Origin of the sequence: Nonomuraea sp. NPDC050556 (assembly GCF_044457355.1) — a bacterium.
Taxonomy (GTDB): Bacteria; Actinomycetota; Actinomycetes; order Streptosporangiales; family Streptosporangiaceae; genus Nonomuraea.
Map to the genome: position 1 here is coordinate 692,883 of NZ_JBITGU010000002.1, position 16,549 is coordinate 709,431.

Here is a 16,549-nt window from a genome sequence, read left to right on the forward strand (position 1 = left end):
AAGCGATCAGCCCCCGTAAATACGCCTAAGCGCGCACGATGAGCTTGGTGGGGATGACGGTCTTCTGGGCCTTGGAGCGCGTCCCGTCCAGCCGGGCCAGCAGCAGTTCAGCCGCCGCCGCGCCCATCGCGGCCGGGTCCTGGGCCACGACGGTCAGCGGCGGGTCGAGCACCTCGGCCAGCGGCAGGTCGTCGTAACCGACCAGCGCCACGTCCTTTCGCCCCGCCCGCGCCAGCGCGACCACCGCGCCCGTGGTGGCGAAGTTGTTGGCGGTGAACAACGCGGTCGGCGGGTCGGGCAGCGCCAGCAGCCGCAGCGTCGCCTCGGCTGCGGCGGAGGAGTCGTGCCCGCTCTCCACGAGCGCCCTGTCGAACGGGAGAGAGAAGGCCTCCAACGCGTCCCGGTATCCCGCGAACCGCTCGCGCCTGGTGTAGAGGGTGACCGGCTGGTCGCCGACGAAGCCGATCCTGGTGTGCCCGCGCCCCGCCAGGTGCTCCACCCCCGACCTGGCCCCCTCCCGGTTCGCGCTGACCACGCAGTCGGCGGCCAGCCCCACGGCCGGGCGGTCGAGGAAGACGATGGGCAGCCCGGCCAGCCGTTCCGAGCGCAGGTAGCGGTGGTCGCTGGCCGCAGAAGGCACCACCATCAGCGCGCTCACCTGGCGGGCGAGGAAGGCCGAGATGAGGGAGCGTTCCAGCTCGGCCGTCTCGCTGGAGGAGCCGACGATCACCGTCAGCCCCCGCTCGCGCACGGCCGACTCGATGCCGCCCGCCACGGTGCCGAAGAACGGGTTGCCCATCTCCGGGATGACCACGCCGATCGCCGCGTCGCGCGCGCCGACCCGCATGTTGCGCGCCATGAGGTTGGGCTGGTAGCCGAGCTTGCGCACGGCTTCCAGCACCTTCTCCCGGGTGTCGAGCGCGACCGGCCCCTCCTCGTTGAGGACCCTGGAGACGGTCTTGGCCGTCACGCCGACCTCGCGGGCGACGTCGGACATGGTGGGACGCCGCGTGGTGGCCATGGGATCAGATCGTAGTCATGAAAGCCCGACGGCCTCGGCCGCGTCCTGGTCCGCCACGACCGCCTTTCCCTCGGAGATCTGGATCGCGCCGGTCATCACCGCCACCACCTCGGCCATGCTGAAGTCGCCCGGCTTGACCACCGCGACCCGCTTGCCGAGCCGCTGGATGTGGATGCGGTCGGCGATCTCGAAGACGTGCGGCATGTTGTGGCTGATCAGCACGACCGGCAGGCCGCGGTCCCTGACCCGCCTGATCATGTCGAGCACCTGGCCGGACTCCTTGACGCCGAGCGCGGCCGTCGGCTCGTCCATCACCACGACCCGCGAGGCCCAGGCGACCGCGCGGGCCACCGCGACGCCCTGCCGCTGCCCGCCGGACAGCGACTCGACGGGTACGGCGAGCGACGGCAGCCCGATCTTGAGCGCCTCCATGTGCCTGGCCGACTCCTCGCGCATCCGCTTCTTGTCGAGCAGGCGGAACACGCTGCCGAGCAGGCCGGGCCGCCTGAGCTCGCGGCCGAGGAACATGTTGGTGGCGATGTCGAGCGAGGCGGCGACGGCCAGGTCCTGGTAGACGGTCTCGATGCCGTGGCGGCGCGCTTCGAGCGGGTCGCGGAACCTGACCGGCTCGCCGTCCAGCAGGATCTCGCCCTCGTCGGGCTGCACGGCGCCGGTCAGCGCCTTGATCAGGCTGGTCTTGCCCGCGCCGTTGTCGCCGATGACGGCGAGCACCTCGCCCGCCATCAGGTCGAAGTCGGAGCCGTTGATGGCGGTGACGTGGCCGTAGCGCTTGACCAGGCCGCGGGCCTGCAGGACGGGGGTCACTTCTTCCTCCTGTCCACCGCGACGGCGAGGATCACCAGGATGCCGGTGATGAGGGTCTGGTAGATCGACGGCACGCCCATGAGCTGCAGGCCGTTGCGGAAGACGCCGACGATCAGCGCCCCGATCAGCGTGCCGATGACCAGGCCGCGTCCGCCGAAGAGGCTGGTGCCGCCCAGGACGACCGCGGTGATGCTGTCGAGGTTGTCGGTCTGCCCGGCCTGCGGGTCGCCCACACCGGTGCGGGAGACCAGGAGCAGGGCGGCTATGCCGTACACGAGACCGGCGACGGTGTAGACGCCGATGGTCAGCCGGTGCGTGCGGATGCCGGTGAGCCTGGCCACCTCCTGGCTGTTGCCGAGCGCGTACACGTGCTTGCCCCAGGCGGTCTGGCCGAGCAGGTAGGCGAACACGACGAACAGCAGGATGGTCAGGAGGGAGCCGTAGGTGACCCTGGTGCCGCCGATCGGGAACGTCTGCCCGAGGAAGGTCAGCGCGTCCGGCAGGCCGCTGACCGTCTGGTCCTTGGAGTAGATGTGGGTCAGCGCGAAGACCACGTTGAGCATGCCCAGCGTGACGATGAACGGGGGTAGCTTGACGCGGGTCACCAGGAGGCCGTTGACCAGGCCGAAGCCCGCGCACACGGCGAGACCGGCGGCGATGGCGACAGGGGCGGGCAGGTCGAGGGCCAGCTTGGCCATCACGATGCCGCCGAACGCCATGATCGCGCCGTTGGACAGGTCGATGCCCGCGGTCAGGATGATCAGCGTCTGGCCGATGGCCAGCGTGCCGACGACCATGACCTGCTGGATGATCAGCGAGAAGTTGCCGCCGGACAGGAACCGGTCGGACTGGAAGGCGAAGAACACGCAGGCGATCAGCAGAGCCGCGAGTGGGCCTGCCGTCGGGGTGGACAGGATCCTGCGCGGCAGGGTGGCTTCGATGGCGGCCATCTCTAGCCCCAGCAGTTGGCGAGGCCGAAGGTGGTGTCCTTGGCGTCCACGCCGGTCGCGGGCTTGTCGGTGATCAGGGTGACACCGGTGTCGGTGTAGCCGGAGGACTTCTGGCCGCCCTTGGCGTACGCGACGACGGCCTTGACGCCCTGGTCGGCCATCTTCAGCGGATATTGCTGCGAGGTCGCCGCGATCACGCCGCTCTGCACGGCCTTGGTGCCGGTGCAGCCGCCGTCGACGGAGACGACCAGCACGTCCTTGTCCTTGCCCGCCGCCTTGAGCGCGGTGTTGGCGCCGAGCGCGGCGGGTTCGTTGATGGTGTAGACGACGTTGATGTCGGGCGCCTTCTGCAGGCAGTTCTCCATCGCGGTCTGGCCCTTGGACTGGTCGCCGCCGGTGTCCTGGGAGCAGACGATCGACGGGTCGCCCTCGGCGACGCCGAAGCCCTTGAGGAAGCCGTCGTGGCGCAGCTTGCCGACGGTGATGCCGGGCGCGAGGTCGAGGGTGGCGATCTTGGCTGGCTTGCCGGCCATGGCTGCCTTGGCGTACGCGCCGATGAGCTCGCCCGCCTTGAAGTTGTCGGTGGCGAACAGCGCGTCCGTGGCCTCCTGCGGCTCGGTCGGGGTGTCGAGCGCGATCACCAGCACGCCCGCGTCGCGCGCCTTCTTGATCGCCGGGACGATCGCCTTGGTGTCGCTGGGCGTGATGAGGATGCCCTTCACCCCGGCGGCGACCATGTTCTCGATGGCGGTGATCTGGCCGGCGTTGTCGCCGTCGAACTTGCCTGCCGCCGACAGCAGCTCGGCGCCCTGGGACTTGGCCGCGGCGGCCGCGCCCTCCTTCATCTTCACGAAGAACGGGTTCGTCTCCGTCTTGGTGATGAGGCCGACCTTGATCTGGCTGGAACCCTCGTTGCCCCCGCATCCTGCGACCAGGAGCGCGGTCGCCAGGACTCCCGCCGAGAGCCTTGCGATGGTGTGCATGTGACGTCCTTCTACGTGGGGGGATGAGATGTCATCGTTGACATATGTCAACGTTGACATCGCCGTGCTGCGATGATGAACTCCGATTCACCAAACGTCAATGCCTGGGGTGAAAACATGGACGTCGCCGTTCTGGGCGAGTGCGTCGCCGACGCCTTCGCGACCCGGCTGCCCGGCGAGCTGTCGATGCGGGTGCTGCCCGGCGGCGGCCCGGCCAACACCGCCGTGGCCCTGTCCAGACTCGGTACGGTCACCCGCTTCCTGGGCCGCCTGTCCACGGACGTGTTCGGCGAGCTGTTCCGCGAGCACCTGAGCGCGTCGGGCGTCGACCTGTCCGGCTGCGTGACCGCGGCGGAGCCGAGCACGCTGGCCGTCGCCACGGTCGACCGGGACGGCCACGCCAGCTACTCCTTCCACGCCGAGGGCGCGGCCGACTGGCAGTGGACGGCGGCTGAGCTGTCCGGCCTGGCGCCGATGGCGTGCCTGCACACCGGGTCGATGGCCCTGCTCAGGTCGGCCGCCGTCGAGGAGCTGCTCGCCTCGGTGGACGCGACGGTCTCGATCGACCCGAACGTGCGCCCGTCCTTCGGCACGCGGGAGGAGTATCTGGAGCGCCTGCCCCGGTGGTGCGCGCTCGCCGACGTGCTCAAGCTGAGCGACGACGACCTCGCCTACCTGCTGCCGGGCACCTCGGTGGAGGCGGCGTGCGACGGCTGGCACGCGCTCGGCGCCCGGCTGGTCGTCGTCACCAGGGGCGCCGGAGGGGCGCTGGTGTCGCTCGACGGGCGGCGTGCCGCCGTACCCGCCAGATCGGTGGCGGTCGTCGACACGGTCGGGGCCGGTGACTCGTTCACCGCCGGGTTCCTGCACTGGCTGGACGGGCACGGGCACCTGGGCGGGCGGCTCGACCTCGACCTGGACACGGCCGTGGAGGCGGCCGCGTTCGCCGTGCGGGTGGCGGCCTGGACCTGCTCGGTCGCGGGCGCCAACCCGCCCTGGGCCAGCGAGCTCAGTGTGACTCCCTAGCCACCTCGGGCCCGCTGGAGCCGGTCAGGAAGTCGAGGTCGGCGCCCTGGTCGGCCTGCATGACGTGGTCGACGTAGAGCCGCTGCCAGCCGCGTACCGGGTTGGCGAAGCCGGTGGTCACCGCGGTCCTGCTCGACAGGTCGGGCACGTCGAGCTCCAGCCTGCGGCCCGGCACGTCGAGCACGATCGGGTCGCCGTCCCGCACCAGCGCCAGCGGACCGCCCACGGCCGCCTCCGGCGCGACGTGCAGCACGACCGTGCCGTAGGCGGTGCCGCTCATCCGCGCGTCGCTGATGCGCACCATGTCCCGCACCCCCTTGGCCAGCAGCTTCGCCGGGAGCGGCAGGTTGCCCACTTCGGGCATGCCCGGGTACCCCTTCGGCCCGCAGCCGCGCAGCACGAGCACCGAGGTCTCGTCCACGTCCACGGTGTCGAGCCTGGCGTGCAGGTCCTCGACGCTGTCGAACACGACGGCCCGGCCACGGTGGCGCAGCAGCTCGGGCGAGGCGGCGGCGGGCTTGATCACCGCGCCGCGCGGGGCGAGGTTTCCCCGGAGGACGGCGATGCCCGCGTCGGGCAGCACCGGCCTGATCACCTCGGCGTCCCAGATCTCGCCGGGATAGTCGGTGAGCGGCCGCCCGGTCACCGTGACGGCCTCGCCGTCCAGCGACTCGCGGACCTCGTTCAGTACGGCGAGCAGCCCGCCCGCCCTGAACAGGTCGTCCATGAGGTGCCTGCCCGCCGGTTGCAGGTCGACCAGCAGCGGCACCCCGGCGCCGATCCGGTCGAAGTCGTCCAGCTCCAGCTCGACCCCGAGCCGTCCGGCGATGGCCAGCAGGTGGATGACCGCGTTGGTCGAGCCGCCCGTGGCAGCCAGCGTGACGATCGCGTTCCTGAACGAGCCCCGCGTCATGACCTGGCTGGGTGTGCGGCCCTCGCGCACCAGCTCGACGGCAAGCGCGCCTGACTCGTGCGCGCGCTGCAGGAGCCTGCTGTCGGGGGCCGGGATGCCGGCCGTACCTGGAATGGTCATGCCGAGCGCCTCGGCCATGAACGCCATCGTGGACGCGGTCCCCATGGTGTTGCAGTGGCCCTTGCTGCGGATCATCGAGGACTCGCTGGCCTGGAAGGCGTCGTTGGACAGGGTGCCCGCCCTGACCTCCTCGCTCAGCCGCCACACGTCGGTGCCGCAGCCCAGCGGGACGCCGCGGAAGTGCCCGGTGAGCATCGGGCCGCCCGGCACCACGACGGCCGGGAGGTCCACCGAGGCGGCGGCCATGAGCAGGGACGGGATCGTCTTGTCGCACCCGCCGAGCAGGACCACCCCGTCGATGGGGTTGGCGCGCAGCATCTCCTCGGTCGCCATGGCGGCCAGGTTGCGCCACAACATCGCGGTGGGACGCACGTTGGTCTCGCCGAGGGAGACGACGGGCAGGTTCAGCGGCACCCCGCCGGCCGCCCAGATCCCCGCCTTGACGCTCTCCGCCACCTCGTTCAGGTGGGAATTGCAGGGGGTGAGGTCGGAGGCGGTGTTCGCGATGGCGATCTGCGGTCTGCCGAAGGCGTCCCCGGGGATGCCGCGGCGCATCCAGGCGCGGTGGATGTAGGCGTTCCTGTCGTTGCCCGCGTACCAGTGCGCGCTCCTGAGCCCCATCATCGGGACCTTATCGGCCCCGGAGTGGACAGGGAATGGGCTGCTTTGCGGCTATTCATCCGGCCTACCTTCACGAGCACATCCACTCGAACTCGAAGGAGTAGCCATGAAGAAGCTCATCCTCGTCGCCCTCGCAGCCGGTGCGGCCGTGGTCGCGGCGGGCACGTCCGCCTCGGCGCAGGTCGGCTGGGGCGGCACGCTCACCCCGGGCAGCGTCGCCTGCGTCGGGCAGCACGCCAACACCCAGGTGCGCGGCGACGGCACGGCCACGGCGGACGGCGCCAAGTTCTTCATGTACAAGAACGGCGTGCAGATCTACACCACGGGCGGCCGGGTCAGCGGCTGGGCCAAGGAGTTCAAGGCCAACACCTACCCGCCGTTCCCCGGCGCCGACGACTACACGGTCTGCGCCAAGAACACCGGTACCCAGAACACGCTCGTCAACTTCTACATCCTGTCCGACGGCGAGTTCTGAGGCCTACTGATCAATACGGCGGGCGTCCAGCTCGCGCCGCCAGAGCAGCTCGACGAACCGGGCCTCCCCCGCGGCCAGGTGACGACGGTACGTGGTCGTGGGGAGGCCCAGCAGTTCGGCGGCGTCCGCCTGGGTCCTGGCCGGGCGCAGGTAGGTGTGGTGCAGCACGCGATGGATCTTCACGTCGCGGGGCGAGGCGGCGAGCTCCGCCGAGGTCTCCTCGAAGACCGCGCGCAGGTCGCCGTCGCGCACCATCATCGCGCCCAGGAGCGGGGAGCCGCGCAGCCCGTCGGCTCTGCCGTACGAGCGGAGGGCGGCGCGCACGGCGGCGGCGAACTCCTCCTCGGACAGCAGCGCCGGCTGGGTGGCGAGCGCGCCCTGCGCGGCCAGGCGGGCCACCCACGCCAGCGGCGGCACCGCCTGCCAGTCGTGCCAGAACACCGCGTAGGTGTGCCCGCCGACGGTGAAGTCGGCCTCGGGCAGCCGGTGGAAGTCGACGTGCGCGCACCCCTCCACCCAGGGCTCCGCCTCGGCGAACACCAGCAGCGTGCGCTCGGGGCACGGCGTGGTCAGGTAGGAGCGGAACAGGTGCGCGGTGATGAAGAGCTGCACCGGTGACGGATCCTGGTAGTGCGTGCCGTCCATCCAGAACCGCACCATGCGCGCGCCGTCTGGCAGGTCGACGAGCAGGTAGAAGCCGACCGCCTCGCCCGCCGCCGTCCTGACCACGGTCGGCGAGGACGGCTGGCTCGCCAGCAGCCGCTCGCACAGCCGCGCCGCCTCGTCGCCCTCGTGCTTGCGCACCCACGACACGATCGTCCCCAGCTCGGCCCTGGTCGGCCGGTCGGCGCTGAGCCCGGCGGTCTGCGGGTAACCGGTCACGAACGGGCCGAGCACCGAAGTGGCCCTGTGCAAGTAGACGTAGTCGAGCAGCGTCGACTGCCGCCCGGCGGGATCGGCGGCGGCGAACTGCCGCCGGTAGTAGGTGTCGGCCCGCGCACGCACCGAGGCGCAGCCCTCTGGGTCGCGCCAGCTCAGCTCGGCGACCAGCGCCTCCCTGGCCAGGTCGTGCGGGAACAGGCCGCGCGAGCCGTACTCGATGATCGACAGGCCGCGCAGCCAGGCGAACAGCTCAGCCCCGTCGTCCACCCCGAGCAGCGCGCCGAGCAGGGGTTCCGTGGTCGCCAGCACCTGGGCGCAGGCTTCGAGCGCCTGCTGGTGCAGCGGGCTCGGCACCGTGTCGACGAAGCTGCGCAGCAGCTCCCCCATCACCTCGTGCGCCGTCGAGGCGGAGAACCTGCGTTGCGCCGACACGTCGGCGACGAGCGCCAGGGCCAGCGGGTGGCCGCGGGTGAAGTCGAGCGCCGCCTCCCGCTCGTCCTCGGGCACGCCGCGCGCGGCCAGCAGCCGCCTGCCGTCCTCGTGGCCGAGGTTGCCGAGCGCCACGATGCTGACCAGTTCGCGCCAGCCGGGGTCGGCCCGCCAGACGGGCGAGGGCCGGTCGCGGCCCGCGATCACGACGAGGGCGTCGGCTGCCAGGCTGGGGATGAGCTCGCCGCGCAGCCATCGGTCCAGGTGGCCGAGGCGTTCCGCGGTGTCGACGAGCAGGACCAGGCGTTCTGCCCCGGTCACCTCCAACTCGGCCGACGGGTCGTGGCCGTCGAGCCACACGACCTGCCTGCCGTCCTGCGCGGCAAGCCACGCGTACTGGTGCAGCAGCGCCGTCTTGCCCACCCCGCCCGCGCCGTGCACGAGCAGGATCTGCGCGGCGTCGCCGCCGAGCATGGCGCGGAACGCGGCGAGCTCCCCGTGCCTGCCGACGAACCCGCGACGGCGCGCCGAGTCGAGCCGATCTCCCAGGCGAGCGGACATAGCGCGCAGTGTGCACCTCGCGTCGCCCCTTGACCAGTGCCACTCGAGCGAGCTTCTTAACGCCATAGCAAGTTGATTGGTCAAGCCTCCGTTAATCCAGATGCAACCGGGAGCCGTCTTCCTAGTAGAAGGTTCTATTACCTCGGGTGGGAGGCACTTGTGGAGGTGGCACAGGAGCTGGGGCGACTCCAAGCCGCATCCGTGGACGTCGAGGCGGCGCTGGTTGCAGGGGAACGGGCCCTGCACTCCGACGGCGACCTGCAGGCGTCGAGACGGCTGTTCGACGAGGCGTACCAGGCGGCCGACCGCGAGGGCGACGGTCCCGCGCTGGCCCGCGCCGCGCTGGGGCTGGGCGGGCTGTGGGTGCACGAGCACCGGACGGCCGCCGACGCGGGCATGGTCAGGGCCAGGCAGCGCCGCGCGCTGACGGTGATCGACCGGCGCTCGTCGGTCGCCTTCCGCCTGCGTGCCCGCCTGGCCGGAGAGCACGACTACCGCGCGGGGGGCCACGACGCGATCATGGAGGTGCTGGAGGAGGCAAGGAGCGGCGGCGACCCGGTCTGCCTGGCCGAGACGCTGAGCCTGGCCCACCACTGCCTGCTCGGCCCCGACCACGTGCGGCTGCGGCTGGAGCTGGCCGAGGAGCTCGTGGACCAGGCCACCAGGACGGGCAGGCGCGGCGACCTGCTGATGGGCCTGATGTGGCAGACCGTCGACCTGTTCCTCGCCGGGGACCCGCACGCCGAGCGCCGCCTGGAGGAGCTGCGCGTCCTGCTGGAGATGCAGGACCACCGCGCCGTCGCCTTCGTGGTCAGCGCGATCGAGGTGATGCTGGCGATCAGGGCGGGCCGGTTCGACGAGGCGGAGCAGCTCGCCGACGCGTGCGCCGGTCTCGGCGCCGCGGCGGGCGACATCGACATGACCGGCTGGTACGGCGGGCAGCTCGGCGCGATCCGCTGGTTCCAGGGCCGGATCGGCGAGCTCGTCCCGGTTCTGACCGAGCTGGTGCACTCGCCCGCGCTGAGCGCCGTGGACAACTCCTACTTCGCCGGGACGGCCGTCGCGGCCGCGGCCGCCGGTGAGCGCAGGCTGGCCGTCGGCATGCTGGCCAAGCTGCGCCTGCCCGAGCTGCCGCGCTCCAGCACGTGGCTGCTGTCGATGTACGGGGTGGTGGAGGCGGCCGGGCTGCTGGGCGACGCGGACACGGCGGCGGAGGCCTACGAGCTGCTGCTGCCGTACGCCGGTCTGCCGGTGGTCGCCAGCCTGGGCGTGGCGTGCTTCGGCTCGGTGCAGCACGCGCTGGGGGTCGCCGCGCTCACGGCCGGTCAGGTGGACCGGGCGATCGAGCATCTGCGCGCGGGCGTGGCCGACAACCTGGCGCTCGGCCACTGGCCTGCGCTCGCCCTGACGCGGTGGCGGCTCGGCCAGGCGCTGGCCGTGGTGCACGAGCCGAGCGCCGAGCGCGAGCTGGCCGAGGCCAGGCGGGAGGCGGACGAGCTGGGCATGGTGCTGCCGGGGGCGCAGGGGGCGCCGCGCTCGGTGGCTGCCGAGTGCAGGCGGCACGGCAAGCAGTGGCAGCTGGAGATCGCCGGCCGGGTCGTCCTCGTCGACCACAGCGTCGGCATGCGCCACCTGGCCATGCTGATCGCCAACCCGGGGTCCGAGATCCGCGCCACCGACCTGGCCGCCGGTCCAGGAGCGGCGGAGAGCCTGGTCGAGGCGGCGCAGCCGATCCTGGACGACCAGGCCAAGCGCACCTACAAGCAGCGGCTGGAGCAGCTGGCCGCCGAGATCGACGAGCTCGAGGCGATGAACGACACGCACCGCGCCTCGGCGTTGCGCGCGGAGCGCGACTGGCTGCTGGAGGAGCTGGCGGCGGCGACCGGCATGGGCGGGCGGGCGCGCGGGTTCGCGGGCAGCTCGGAGCGGGCGCGGATCGCGGTGGGCAAGGCGATCAGGCGGGCGCTGGCCCGCATCGCCGAGGCCGACCCCGTGGTGGGCGAGGAGCTGCGCAGGACGGTGCAGACGGGGGTGCGGTGCTCCTACAGGCCGCGGTGATGGAACGGGATGGAACGCCGTAGGGGGAAGGGGATCAAAAGGGGATAATCATGCGTAACGCACGGAGGCTCAGCGTGCCGATCCGGCTCGACCGGGATCGCCGCGAGCCGCTTCAGGACCAGCTCGCCGACCAGCTGCGCAGGGCGATCGACACGGGCCAGCTGGCGGTGGAGACCCGGATCCCGTCGACCAGGACGATGGCCGGGGTGCTGCGGATCTCCAGGGGCGTGGTGCTGTCCGCCTACGAGGTCCTGTACGCCGAGGGCTACATCGTGAGCAGGCCGGGCTCGGGCACCTACGTCGCGCCGGGCAGGATGCGGGAGCGCGGCAGCGCGCAACGCGCCCACGAGGACACCAGCGGCCTGATCGACATGACGCCCGGACGGCCGGGCGTCGAGGGCTTCCCGCTGGCCGCGTGGCGCGCCGCCTGGCGCAGGGCCACGCACAGGGAACCGCCGAACGAGGACACTCCCGCGCTCGGCCTGCCCGAGCTGCGCGCGGCGATCGCCGCGCACCTGCGCGACTCGCGCGGGCTGGTGCTCGACGGGCACGAGGTGATCGTCACCTCCGGCTACGGCCAGGCGCTGCGGCTCGTCATGCGCGCCTCCGGCAGGCGCACGCCGGTCATCGGGCTGGAGGACCCTGCGCCGCCCGGCCTGCGCAGGGTGGTGCGCGGGCTGGGCGCCGTGCTGCCGATACCCGTCGACCTGGCCGGGGCGCGCGTGGACCTGATCCCGCGCGCCTGCGACACGCTGGTCGTCATGCCGGAGCGCAACGACCCGCTGGGCGTGCGCATGTCCCTGGGACGCAGGGAGGCGCTCGCCGCGTGGGCGGCGGAGCGGGGCGCGCTGGTGATCGAACCGGCCTTCGACGGCGTCTTCAACGCCGGGCTCGGGCCCAGCCCCAGCATCATGGCGGTCGGCGACCCCGCGCTGACGGTGCTGGTCGGCGGGTTCTGCGACGTGCTGACGCCGACGCTCAGGCTGGCGTACGCGGTCGTGCCGCGCCGCCTGGCCAAGGGCATCGAGGCGGACATCGAGCAGCCGTCCTACCCGTGCCAGGTCGCCGTGACGGACCTGCTGACCTCGGGGTGCGTGGCCCGCCGTACGGACCGGTTGTCGGCCGTCTACGCGCGCAAGCGCGCGCTGGTGCGGCGCGCGCTGGGCGGGACGGTGCTGCTGGGCTCGGAGACCGGCGCGACCGCGACGGTCCTGCTGCCCGGGTACGGCGCGGCCGAGCTCGTCGCCCACCTGCGCGAGCGCCAGGTCCGGGTCGCCGACCTGGCGGACTACTACCACGAGCGGCGCACGCCTGGCAGCGGGATCGTGCTCGGCTACGCCCATCTGGACGAGGTGACCCTGCGCCGGGCGCTCGCCGTCGTCACCCGTTCCATCGCCGATGGAACGGGATGGAACGCCCCCACGGTGAAGGGAGGCACCATGTGGGAGAACACTGAGGCCGTACCAGGCTGCGTCTGACGGCGTCTGACGGCGTCTGACGGCTCGAAAGCGGCTTGCAAGGGGTTGGTGCTCTGATCGGAGGCCAACCCCGTTCGAGGAGGCCGTGGTGACCTTCGTTCCCGCCGTTGCGGCCGTGGCCCTGTGGGCCGTGCTCCTGCTGGTCCTCGCCGTGCGCACGCGCAACCCGGAGATCCAGCCGGTGCCGCCGACCGCCGCCTTCGCCGGCGAGCCGCCGGCCGTGGTCGACCTGATCACCGGTGGCTGGCGATTGTGCGAGGAGGCGAGCGCCGCGACGCTGCTCGACCTCGCCGCCCGCGGCGCCGTCCAGATCGAGGAGGTCGGCCCGGAGCTGTCCCTCGTACGGCTGCGCAGGGCCGACGCGCTCAACCCCTACGAGCAGCTCGTCTACGATCACGTGCGCGCGCTGGCCACGGACGGCGTGGTCGCCACGGGCGCGCTGGCCGAGGGGTCGCGCCACCTCGGCACCTGGTGGAAGACGTTCCGCAAGACCGTCGTCGCCGACGCGCGGGCCCGCGGCCTGTCGCGCCCGCGCTGGAGCCGGTCACACCTCACACTGCTCACCGCGGCGGCGACCGTACCGGCCTTCTTCCTGGCGCTGGGCGTGACGCTGTCGGACACCGACCACGACCTCGGCGCGGGCATCGGCCTCGCCGTGATGGCGTTCTTCCTGCTGATGACCTGGGTGGGCAAGCTCAACGGCGAGCGCGGCACCGCTCTGGGGGCGCGGGCGGCCGGCCACTGGCTGGGCGTCCGCGCACATCTGGCCACCGCGCGGTTCGGCGACCAGCCGGCCGCCGGGGTCACGGTCTGGGGGCGGCCGCTGGCTTACGCGGCCGCCCTCGGGCTCGCTCCGCGCGCGGTGAAGAGCCTGCCGGTGAGCGTCCCGGCCGACGACCGCCGCGCCTGGTCCTCCTACGGCGGCATGTGGCACGCCGTCGAGGTCCGCTACCCCTCGCGGCTGGTCTGGGGCAGGAAGCCGCTGCACACGGTGGGCCGCGCGCTGGCCGCCGGGTTCTTCGCCGGTTTCTGGTCGTGGATCGTGCTGGTGGTCCTCAGCGCCTTCGACCTGTGGCCGCACTCCCTGACCACGCTCGGCGGGCTGGCCGTCGGCGTCGCGGTCGCACTCGTCCCGCTGGCGCGCGGCCTGAACTCGCCGGCCCACCTGGAGGGCCAGGTCGTACGGCTGCGCAGGCAGCGCGTCGGCGGCAACGAGAACCACACGAACTACGCCCACTGGTGCGCCATCGACGAGGGCACCAGCAGGCAGCTCCGCGCCTACGGCATCGACGAGGAGCTGTGGAACCGCCTCTCCGAGGGCGACGTGGTCAGGGCGAGGGTCATCAGGGGGCTCGGCTGGATCGGCGAGATCCAGCCGATCGATCAGTTCCCCCAGGTGGCCAGGAGCTTGTCGTAGTCCAGCGTCTCGGGCTTGCCGCGCTCGTCGGCGAGCTTGGGCGCGGGCGCGCCCGGCTGGTCCAGCCAGTATTGGGCGTCGCGCTCCTGGTTGAGCTTCGGCGCGCAGTTTCCGCCGTAGCCGCGCCGCTCCAGGCGGGCCAGGATGTCGTCCTGCTGCTTGGCGAGGTTGTCCATCGACTGCTGGGCCGTGGTCTCACCGGTGACGGCTGTTGCGACGTTCTGCCACCAGAGCTGGGCGAGCTTCGGGTAGTCGGGGACGTTGGTGCCGGTCGGCGTCCACTGCTTGCGCGCGGGCGAGCGGTAGAACTCGATCAGCCCGCCGTACTTCTTGGCGTTGTCGGTGAAGTACTGGCTGCGCACGTCCGTGTCGCGGATGAAGGTCAGGCCGGTGATCGACTTCTTCAGCGACACCGTCTTGGACGTGACGAACTGCGCGTAGAGCCACGCGGCGGCTCGGCGCTCCTTGGGGGTGTTCTTGAGCAGCGTCCACGAACCGGCGTCCTGGTAGCCGAGCTTGTTGCCGTCCTTCCAGTACGCGCCGTGCGGGCTGGGCGCCATCCGCCACTTGGGCGTGCCGTCGGCGTTCACCACGGGAAGCCCGGCCTTGGTCATGTCGGCGGTGAACGCGGTGTACCAGAAGACCTGCTGGGCGATGTTGCCCTGGGCGGGCACCGGCCCGGCCTCGCTGAAGTTCATGCCCGCCGCCTCCTTGGGGGCGTACTTCTTCAGCCAGTCCACGTACTTCGTCAGCGCGTACACCGAGGCGGGGCCGTTGGTGTCGCCGCCGCGGGTGACGGAGGAGCCGACCGGGCGGCAGTTCTCGACCCTGATGCCCCAGTCGTCCACCGGCAGCCCGTTGGGGATGCCGGGGTCGCCGTTGCCCGCCATGGACAGCCACGCGTCGGTGAACCGCCAGCCGAGGCTCGGGTCCTTGCGCCCGTAGTCCATGTGGCCGTAGACCTTCTTGCCGTCGATCTGGCCGTTGCCGTTGACCTTGTTCGTGAAGAAGTCGGCGATGTCCTCGTAGGCCGCCCAGTTGACCGGGACGCCGAGGTCGTAGCCGTAGGCGTCCTTGAACTGCTTCTTGATCTTCGGGTCGGTGAACCAGTCGTAGCGGAACCAGTAGAGGTTGGCGAACTGCTGGTCGGGCAGCTGGTAGATCTTCTTGTCCGGCCCGGTGGTGAAGCTGATGCCGATGAAGTCGTTGAGGTCGAGCGTCGGCGAGGTGACGTCCTTGCCCTCACCGGACATGTAGTCGGACAGCGGGAGGACGTAGTCGCCGCGCGAGTGCGTGCCGATCAGGTCGGAGTCGTTGACGTAGGCGTCGTAGATGTTCTGGTTGCCCTGGATCTGCGTCTGCAGCTTCTCGATGACGTCGCCCTCCTGGATCAGATCGTGCTTGATCTTGATCCCGGTGATCTCGGTGAACGCCTTGGCGAGCTGCTGCGACTCGTACTCGTGGGTGGTGATGGTCTCGGAGACGACGTTGATCTCCATCCCCCGGTACGGCGCCGCCGCCTTGATGAACCAGTCCATCTCGGCCTGCTGCTGCTCCTTGGACAGCGTCGACGGGGTGAACTCCGAGGCGATCCAGCGTTGCGCGGCGGCTTTGCCGTCCGCCTCCTTGAAGTCGCTCTTGGGTTTCTCCCCGGCCCCTGTGGAGCAGGCGGCGGCCAGCAGGCCGACCACGGCCAGCCCGATCGTTGCCCTCTTGAGTCTCACGACTACCTCCCGGCTCATCCCCATATCCCGATCACCAGCGCGACGACGAGCGCGCACCCGAGCGCGAGCCACATCGACAGGTCGGTGAGGGCTATCCATCCGGCGAGCACGACGGCCGCGCTGATCAGCCCGATGTAGAGCCGGTCGCCGCGGTCGGTCTCGATGCGCAGGAAGCCGCGCCGCGCCACGGGCGGCGAGATCCTTCCCCATACGGTCATCACGATCAGGAGCAGGGCCAGCCCGGCGAAGACCAGGGCGGTCGGCGGGGTCCACACCATCCACTCGAGCACGGTCAGACCCTCCCGAGCGCGAAGCCCTTGGCAATGTAGTTACGGACGAACCAGATGACGACGGCGCCCGGGATGATCGTCAGGACGCCCGCCGCCGCGAGCAGGCCCCAGTCGACGCCCGCCGCGCTGACGGTCCTGGTCATGGTGGCGGCTATCGGCTTGGCGTTCACGCTGGTGATCGTCCTGGCGATCAGCAGCTCGACCCAGCTGAACATGAAGCAGAAGAAGAGCGTGACGCCGATGGCCGAGCGGATCATCGGCAGGAATATCCGGAGGAAGAACCTGGGCAGCGAGTAGCCGTCGATGGCGGCCGTCTCGTCGATCTCGCGCGGGATGCCGGACATGAACCCTTCGAGGATCCATACGGCGAGCGGCACGTTGAAGAGCATGTGGGCGATGGCCACGCCGAGGTGGGTGTCGAACAGCCCGACCGACTGGTAGATCTGGAAGAAGGGCAGCAGGAAGACCGCCGGTGGGGCCATGCGGTTGGTGAGCAGCCAGAAGAACAGGTGCTTGTCCCCCGCGAACCTGAACCGCGAGAAGGCGTAGGCCGCGGGCAGCGCGATGACCAGCGACATGACGGCGTTCATCGAGGTGTAGATGATCGAGTTCAGGTAGCTGGAGTACCAGACCTCGTTGGTGAAGAACGTCGCGTAGTTGTCGAACGTCACCCGCTGCGGCAGGAGCGAGAAGCTGCCGAGGATGTCCTCGTTCGGCCGGATCGACATCCCGAACATCCACAGCAGCGGCAACATCAGCGTCGCCGCGTACAGCCA

Annotated in this window: 14 protein-coding genes; 5 read left to right on the forward strand and 9 right to left on the reverse strand. The window is 71.2% G+C overall.

The features are described 5' to 3' along the window. Positions 1 to 25: 25 nt before the first annotated feature. Genes ACIBG8_RS21405 through ACIBG8_RS21420 form a run of 4 tightly spaced genes read right to left on the reverse strand, consistent with a single transcriptional unit; the run spans position 26 to position 3,779 of the window. Positions 26 to 1,021 carry a LacI family DNA-binding transcriptional regulator gene (locus ACIBG8_RS21405; RefSeq protein WP_397344616.1) on the reverse strand — a complete coding sequence of 332 codons (996 nt, stop codon included), beginning with the start codon at positions 1,019 to 1,021 and terminating at the stop codon, positions 26 to 28. 15 nt (positions 1,022 to 1,036) lie between these two features. Beyond that, complete coding sequence (locus ACIBG8_RS21410) at positions 1,037 to 1,846, reverse strand: ATP-binding cassette domain-containing protein (protein ID WP_397344617.1); 810 nt, start codon at positions 1,844 to 1,846, stop codon at positions 1,037 to 1,039. Then, positions 1,843 to 2,796: an ABC transporter permease gene (locus ACIBG8_RS21415; RefSeq protein WP_397344618.1), complete on the reverse strand. Its 954-nt coding sequence runs from the start codon at positions 2,794 to 2,796 to the stop codon at positions 1,843 to 1,845. Before ACIBG8_RS21415 ends, ACIBG8_RS21410 begins: the two co-directional genes overlap by 4 nt. 2 nt (positions 2,797 to 2,798) lie before the next feature. Beyond that, complete coding sequence (locus ACIBG8_RS21420) at positions 2,799 to 3,779, reverse strand: sugar ABC transporter substrate-binding protein (protein ID WP_397344619.1); 981 nt, start codon at positions 3,777 to 3,779, stop codon at positions 2,799 to 2,801. A 117-nt stretch (positions 3,780 to 3,896) separates the two neighbouring features. Here ACIBG8_RS21420 and ACIBG8_RS21425 point away from each other — a divergent pair, with 117 nt between their 5' ends. Continuing rightward, complete coding sequence (locus ACIBG8_RS21425; protein WP_397344620.1) at positions 3,897 to 4,805, forward strand: carbohydrate kinase; 909 nt, start codon at positions 3,897 to 3,899, stop codon at positions 4,803 to 4,805. On the opposite strand, the gene ACIBG8_RS21430 is transcribed toward ACIBG8_RS21425, so the two are convergent. Further along, positions 4,789 to 6,459 (reverse strand): IlvD/Edd family dehydratase, encoded by a 1,671-nt coding sequence (locus tag ACIBG8_RS21430; RefSeq protein ID WP_397344621.1) that lies wholly within the window; start codon positions 6,457 to 6,459, stop codon positions 4,789 to 4,791. The genes ACIBG8_RS21425 and ACIBG8_RS21430 overlap by 17 nt on opposite strands. A gap of 106 nt (positions 6,460 to 6,565) precedes the next feature. Here ACIBG8_RS21430 and ACIBG8_RS21435 point away from each other — a divergent pair, with 106 nt between their 5' ends. Beyond that, positions 6,566 to 6,934, forward strand: a complete 369-nt coding sequence (locus ACIBG8_RS21435; protein ID WP_397344622.1) for a hypothetical protein — start codon at positions 6,566 to 6,568, stop codon at positions 6,932 to 6,934. A 3-nt stretch (positions 6,935 to 6,937) separates the two neighbouring features. On the opposite strand, the gene ACIBG8_RS21440 is transcribed toward ACIBG8_RS21435, so the two are convergent. Continuing rightward, complete coding sequence (locus tag ACIBG8_RS21440; RefSeq protein WP_397344623.1) at positions 6,938 to 8,806, reverse strand: ATP-binding protein; 1,869 nt, start codon at positions 8,804 to 8,806, stop codon at positions 6,938 to 6,940. A 159-nt stretch (positions 8,807 to 8,965) separates the two neighbouring features. Between ACIBG8_RS21440 and ACIBG8_RS21445 the strand changes: the two genes are divergently transcribed. The 3 genes from ACIBG8_RS21445 (at position 8,966) to ACIBG8_RS21455 (ending at position 13,759) form a co-directional block, all read left to right on the forward strand. Further along, positions 8,966 to 10,864, forward strand: coding sequence for a hypothetical protein (locus ACIBG8_RS21445; RefSeq protein ID WP_397344624.1), 1,899 nt, complete (start codon positions 8,966 to 8,968; stop codon positions 10,862 to 10,864). 50 nt (positions 10,865 to 10,914) lie between these two features. Next, positions 10,915 to 12,342, forward strand: a complete 1,428-nt coding sequence (locus ACIBG8_RS21450) for a PLP-dependent aminotransferase family protein (RefSeq protein ID WP_397344625.1) — start codon at positions 10,915 to 10,917, stop codon at positions 12,340 to 12,342. A gap of 88 nt (positions 12,343 to 12,430) precedes the next feature. Further along, positions 12,431 to 13,759, forward strand: a complete 1,329-nt coding sequence (locus ACIBG8_RS21455; RefSeq protein ID WP_397344626.1) for a DUF2207 family protein — start codon at positions 12,431 to 12,433, stop codon at positions 13,757 to 13,759. Here ACIBG8_RS21455 and ACIBG8_RS21460 read toward each other — a convergent pair. From ACIBG8_RS21460 to ACIBG8_RS21470, 3 genes are read right to left on the reverse strand one after another with little or no spacing between them, the layout of a single operon-like run. Beyond that, positions 13,726 to 15,483, reverse strand: a complete 1,758-nt coding sequence (locus tag ACIBG8_RS21460) for an ABC transporter substrate-binding protein (protein WP_397344627.1) — start codon at positions 15,481 to 15,483, stop codon at positions 13,726 to 13,728. The genes ACIBG8_RS21455 and ACIBG8_RS21460 overlap by 34 nt on opposite strands. Positions 15,484 to 15,497: 14 nt before the next feature. After that, positions 15,498 to 15,773 carry a DUF2160 domain-containing protein gene (locus tag ACIBG8_RS21465; protein WP_397344628.1) on the reverse strand — a complete coding sequence of 92 codons (276 nt, stop codon included), beginning with the start codon at positions 15,771 to 15,773 and terminating at the stop codon, positions 15,498 to 15,500. A gap of 2 nt (positions 15,774 to 15,775) precedes the next feature. Next, positions 15,776 to 16,528 (reverse strand): carbohydrate ABC transporter permease, encoded by a 753-nt coding sequence (locus tag ACIBG8_RS21470; protein ID WP_397346156.1) that lies wholly within the window; start codon positions 16,526 to 16,528, stop codon positions 15,776 to 15,778. Positions 16,529 to 16,549: the final 21 nt, after the last annotated feature.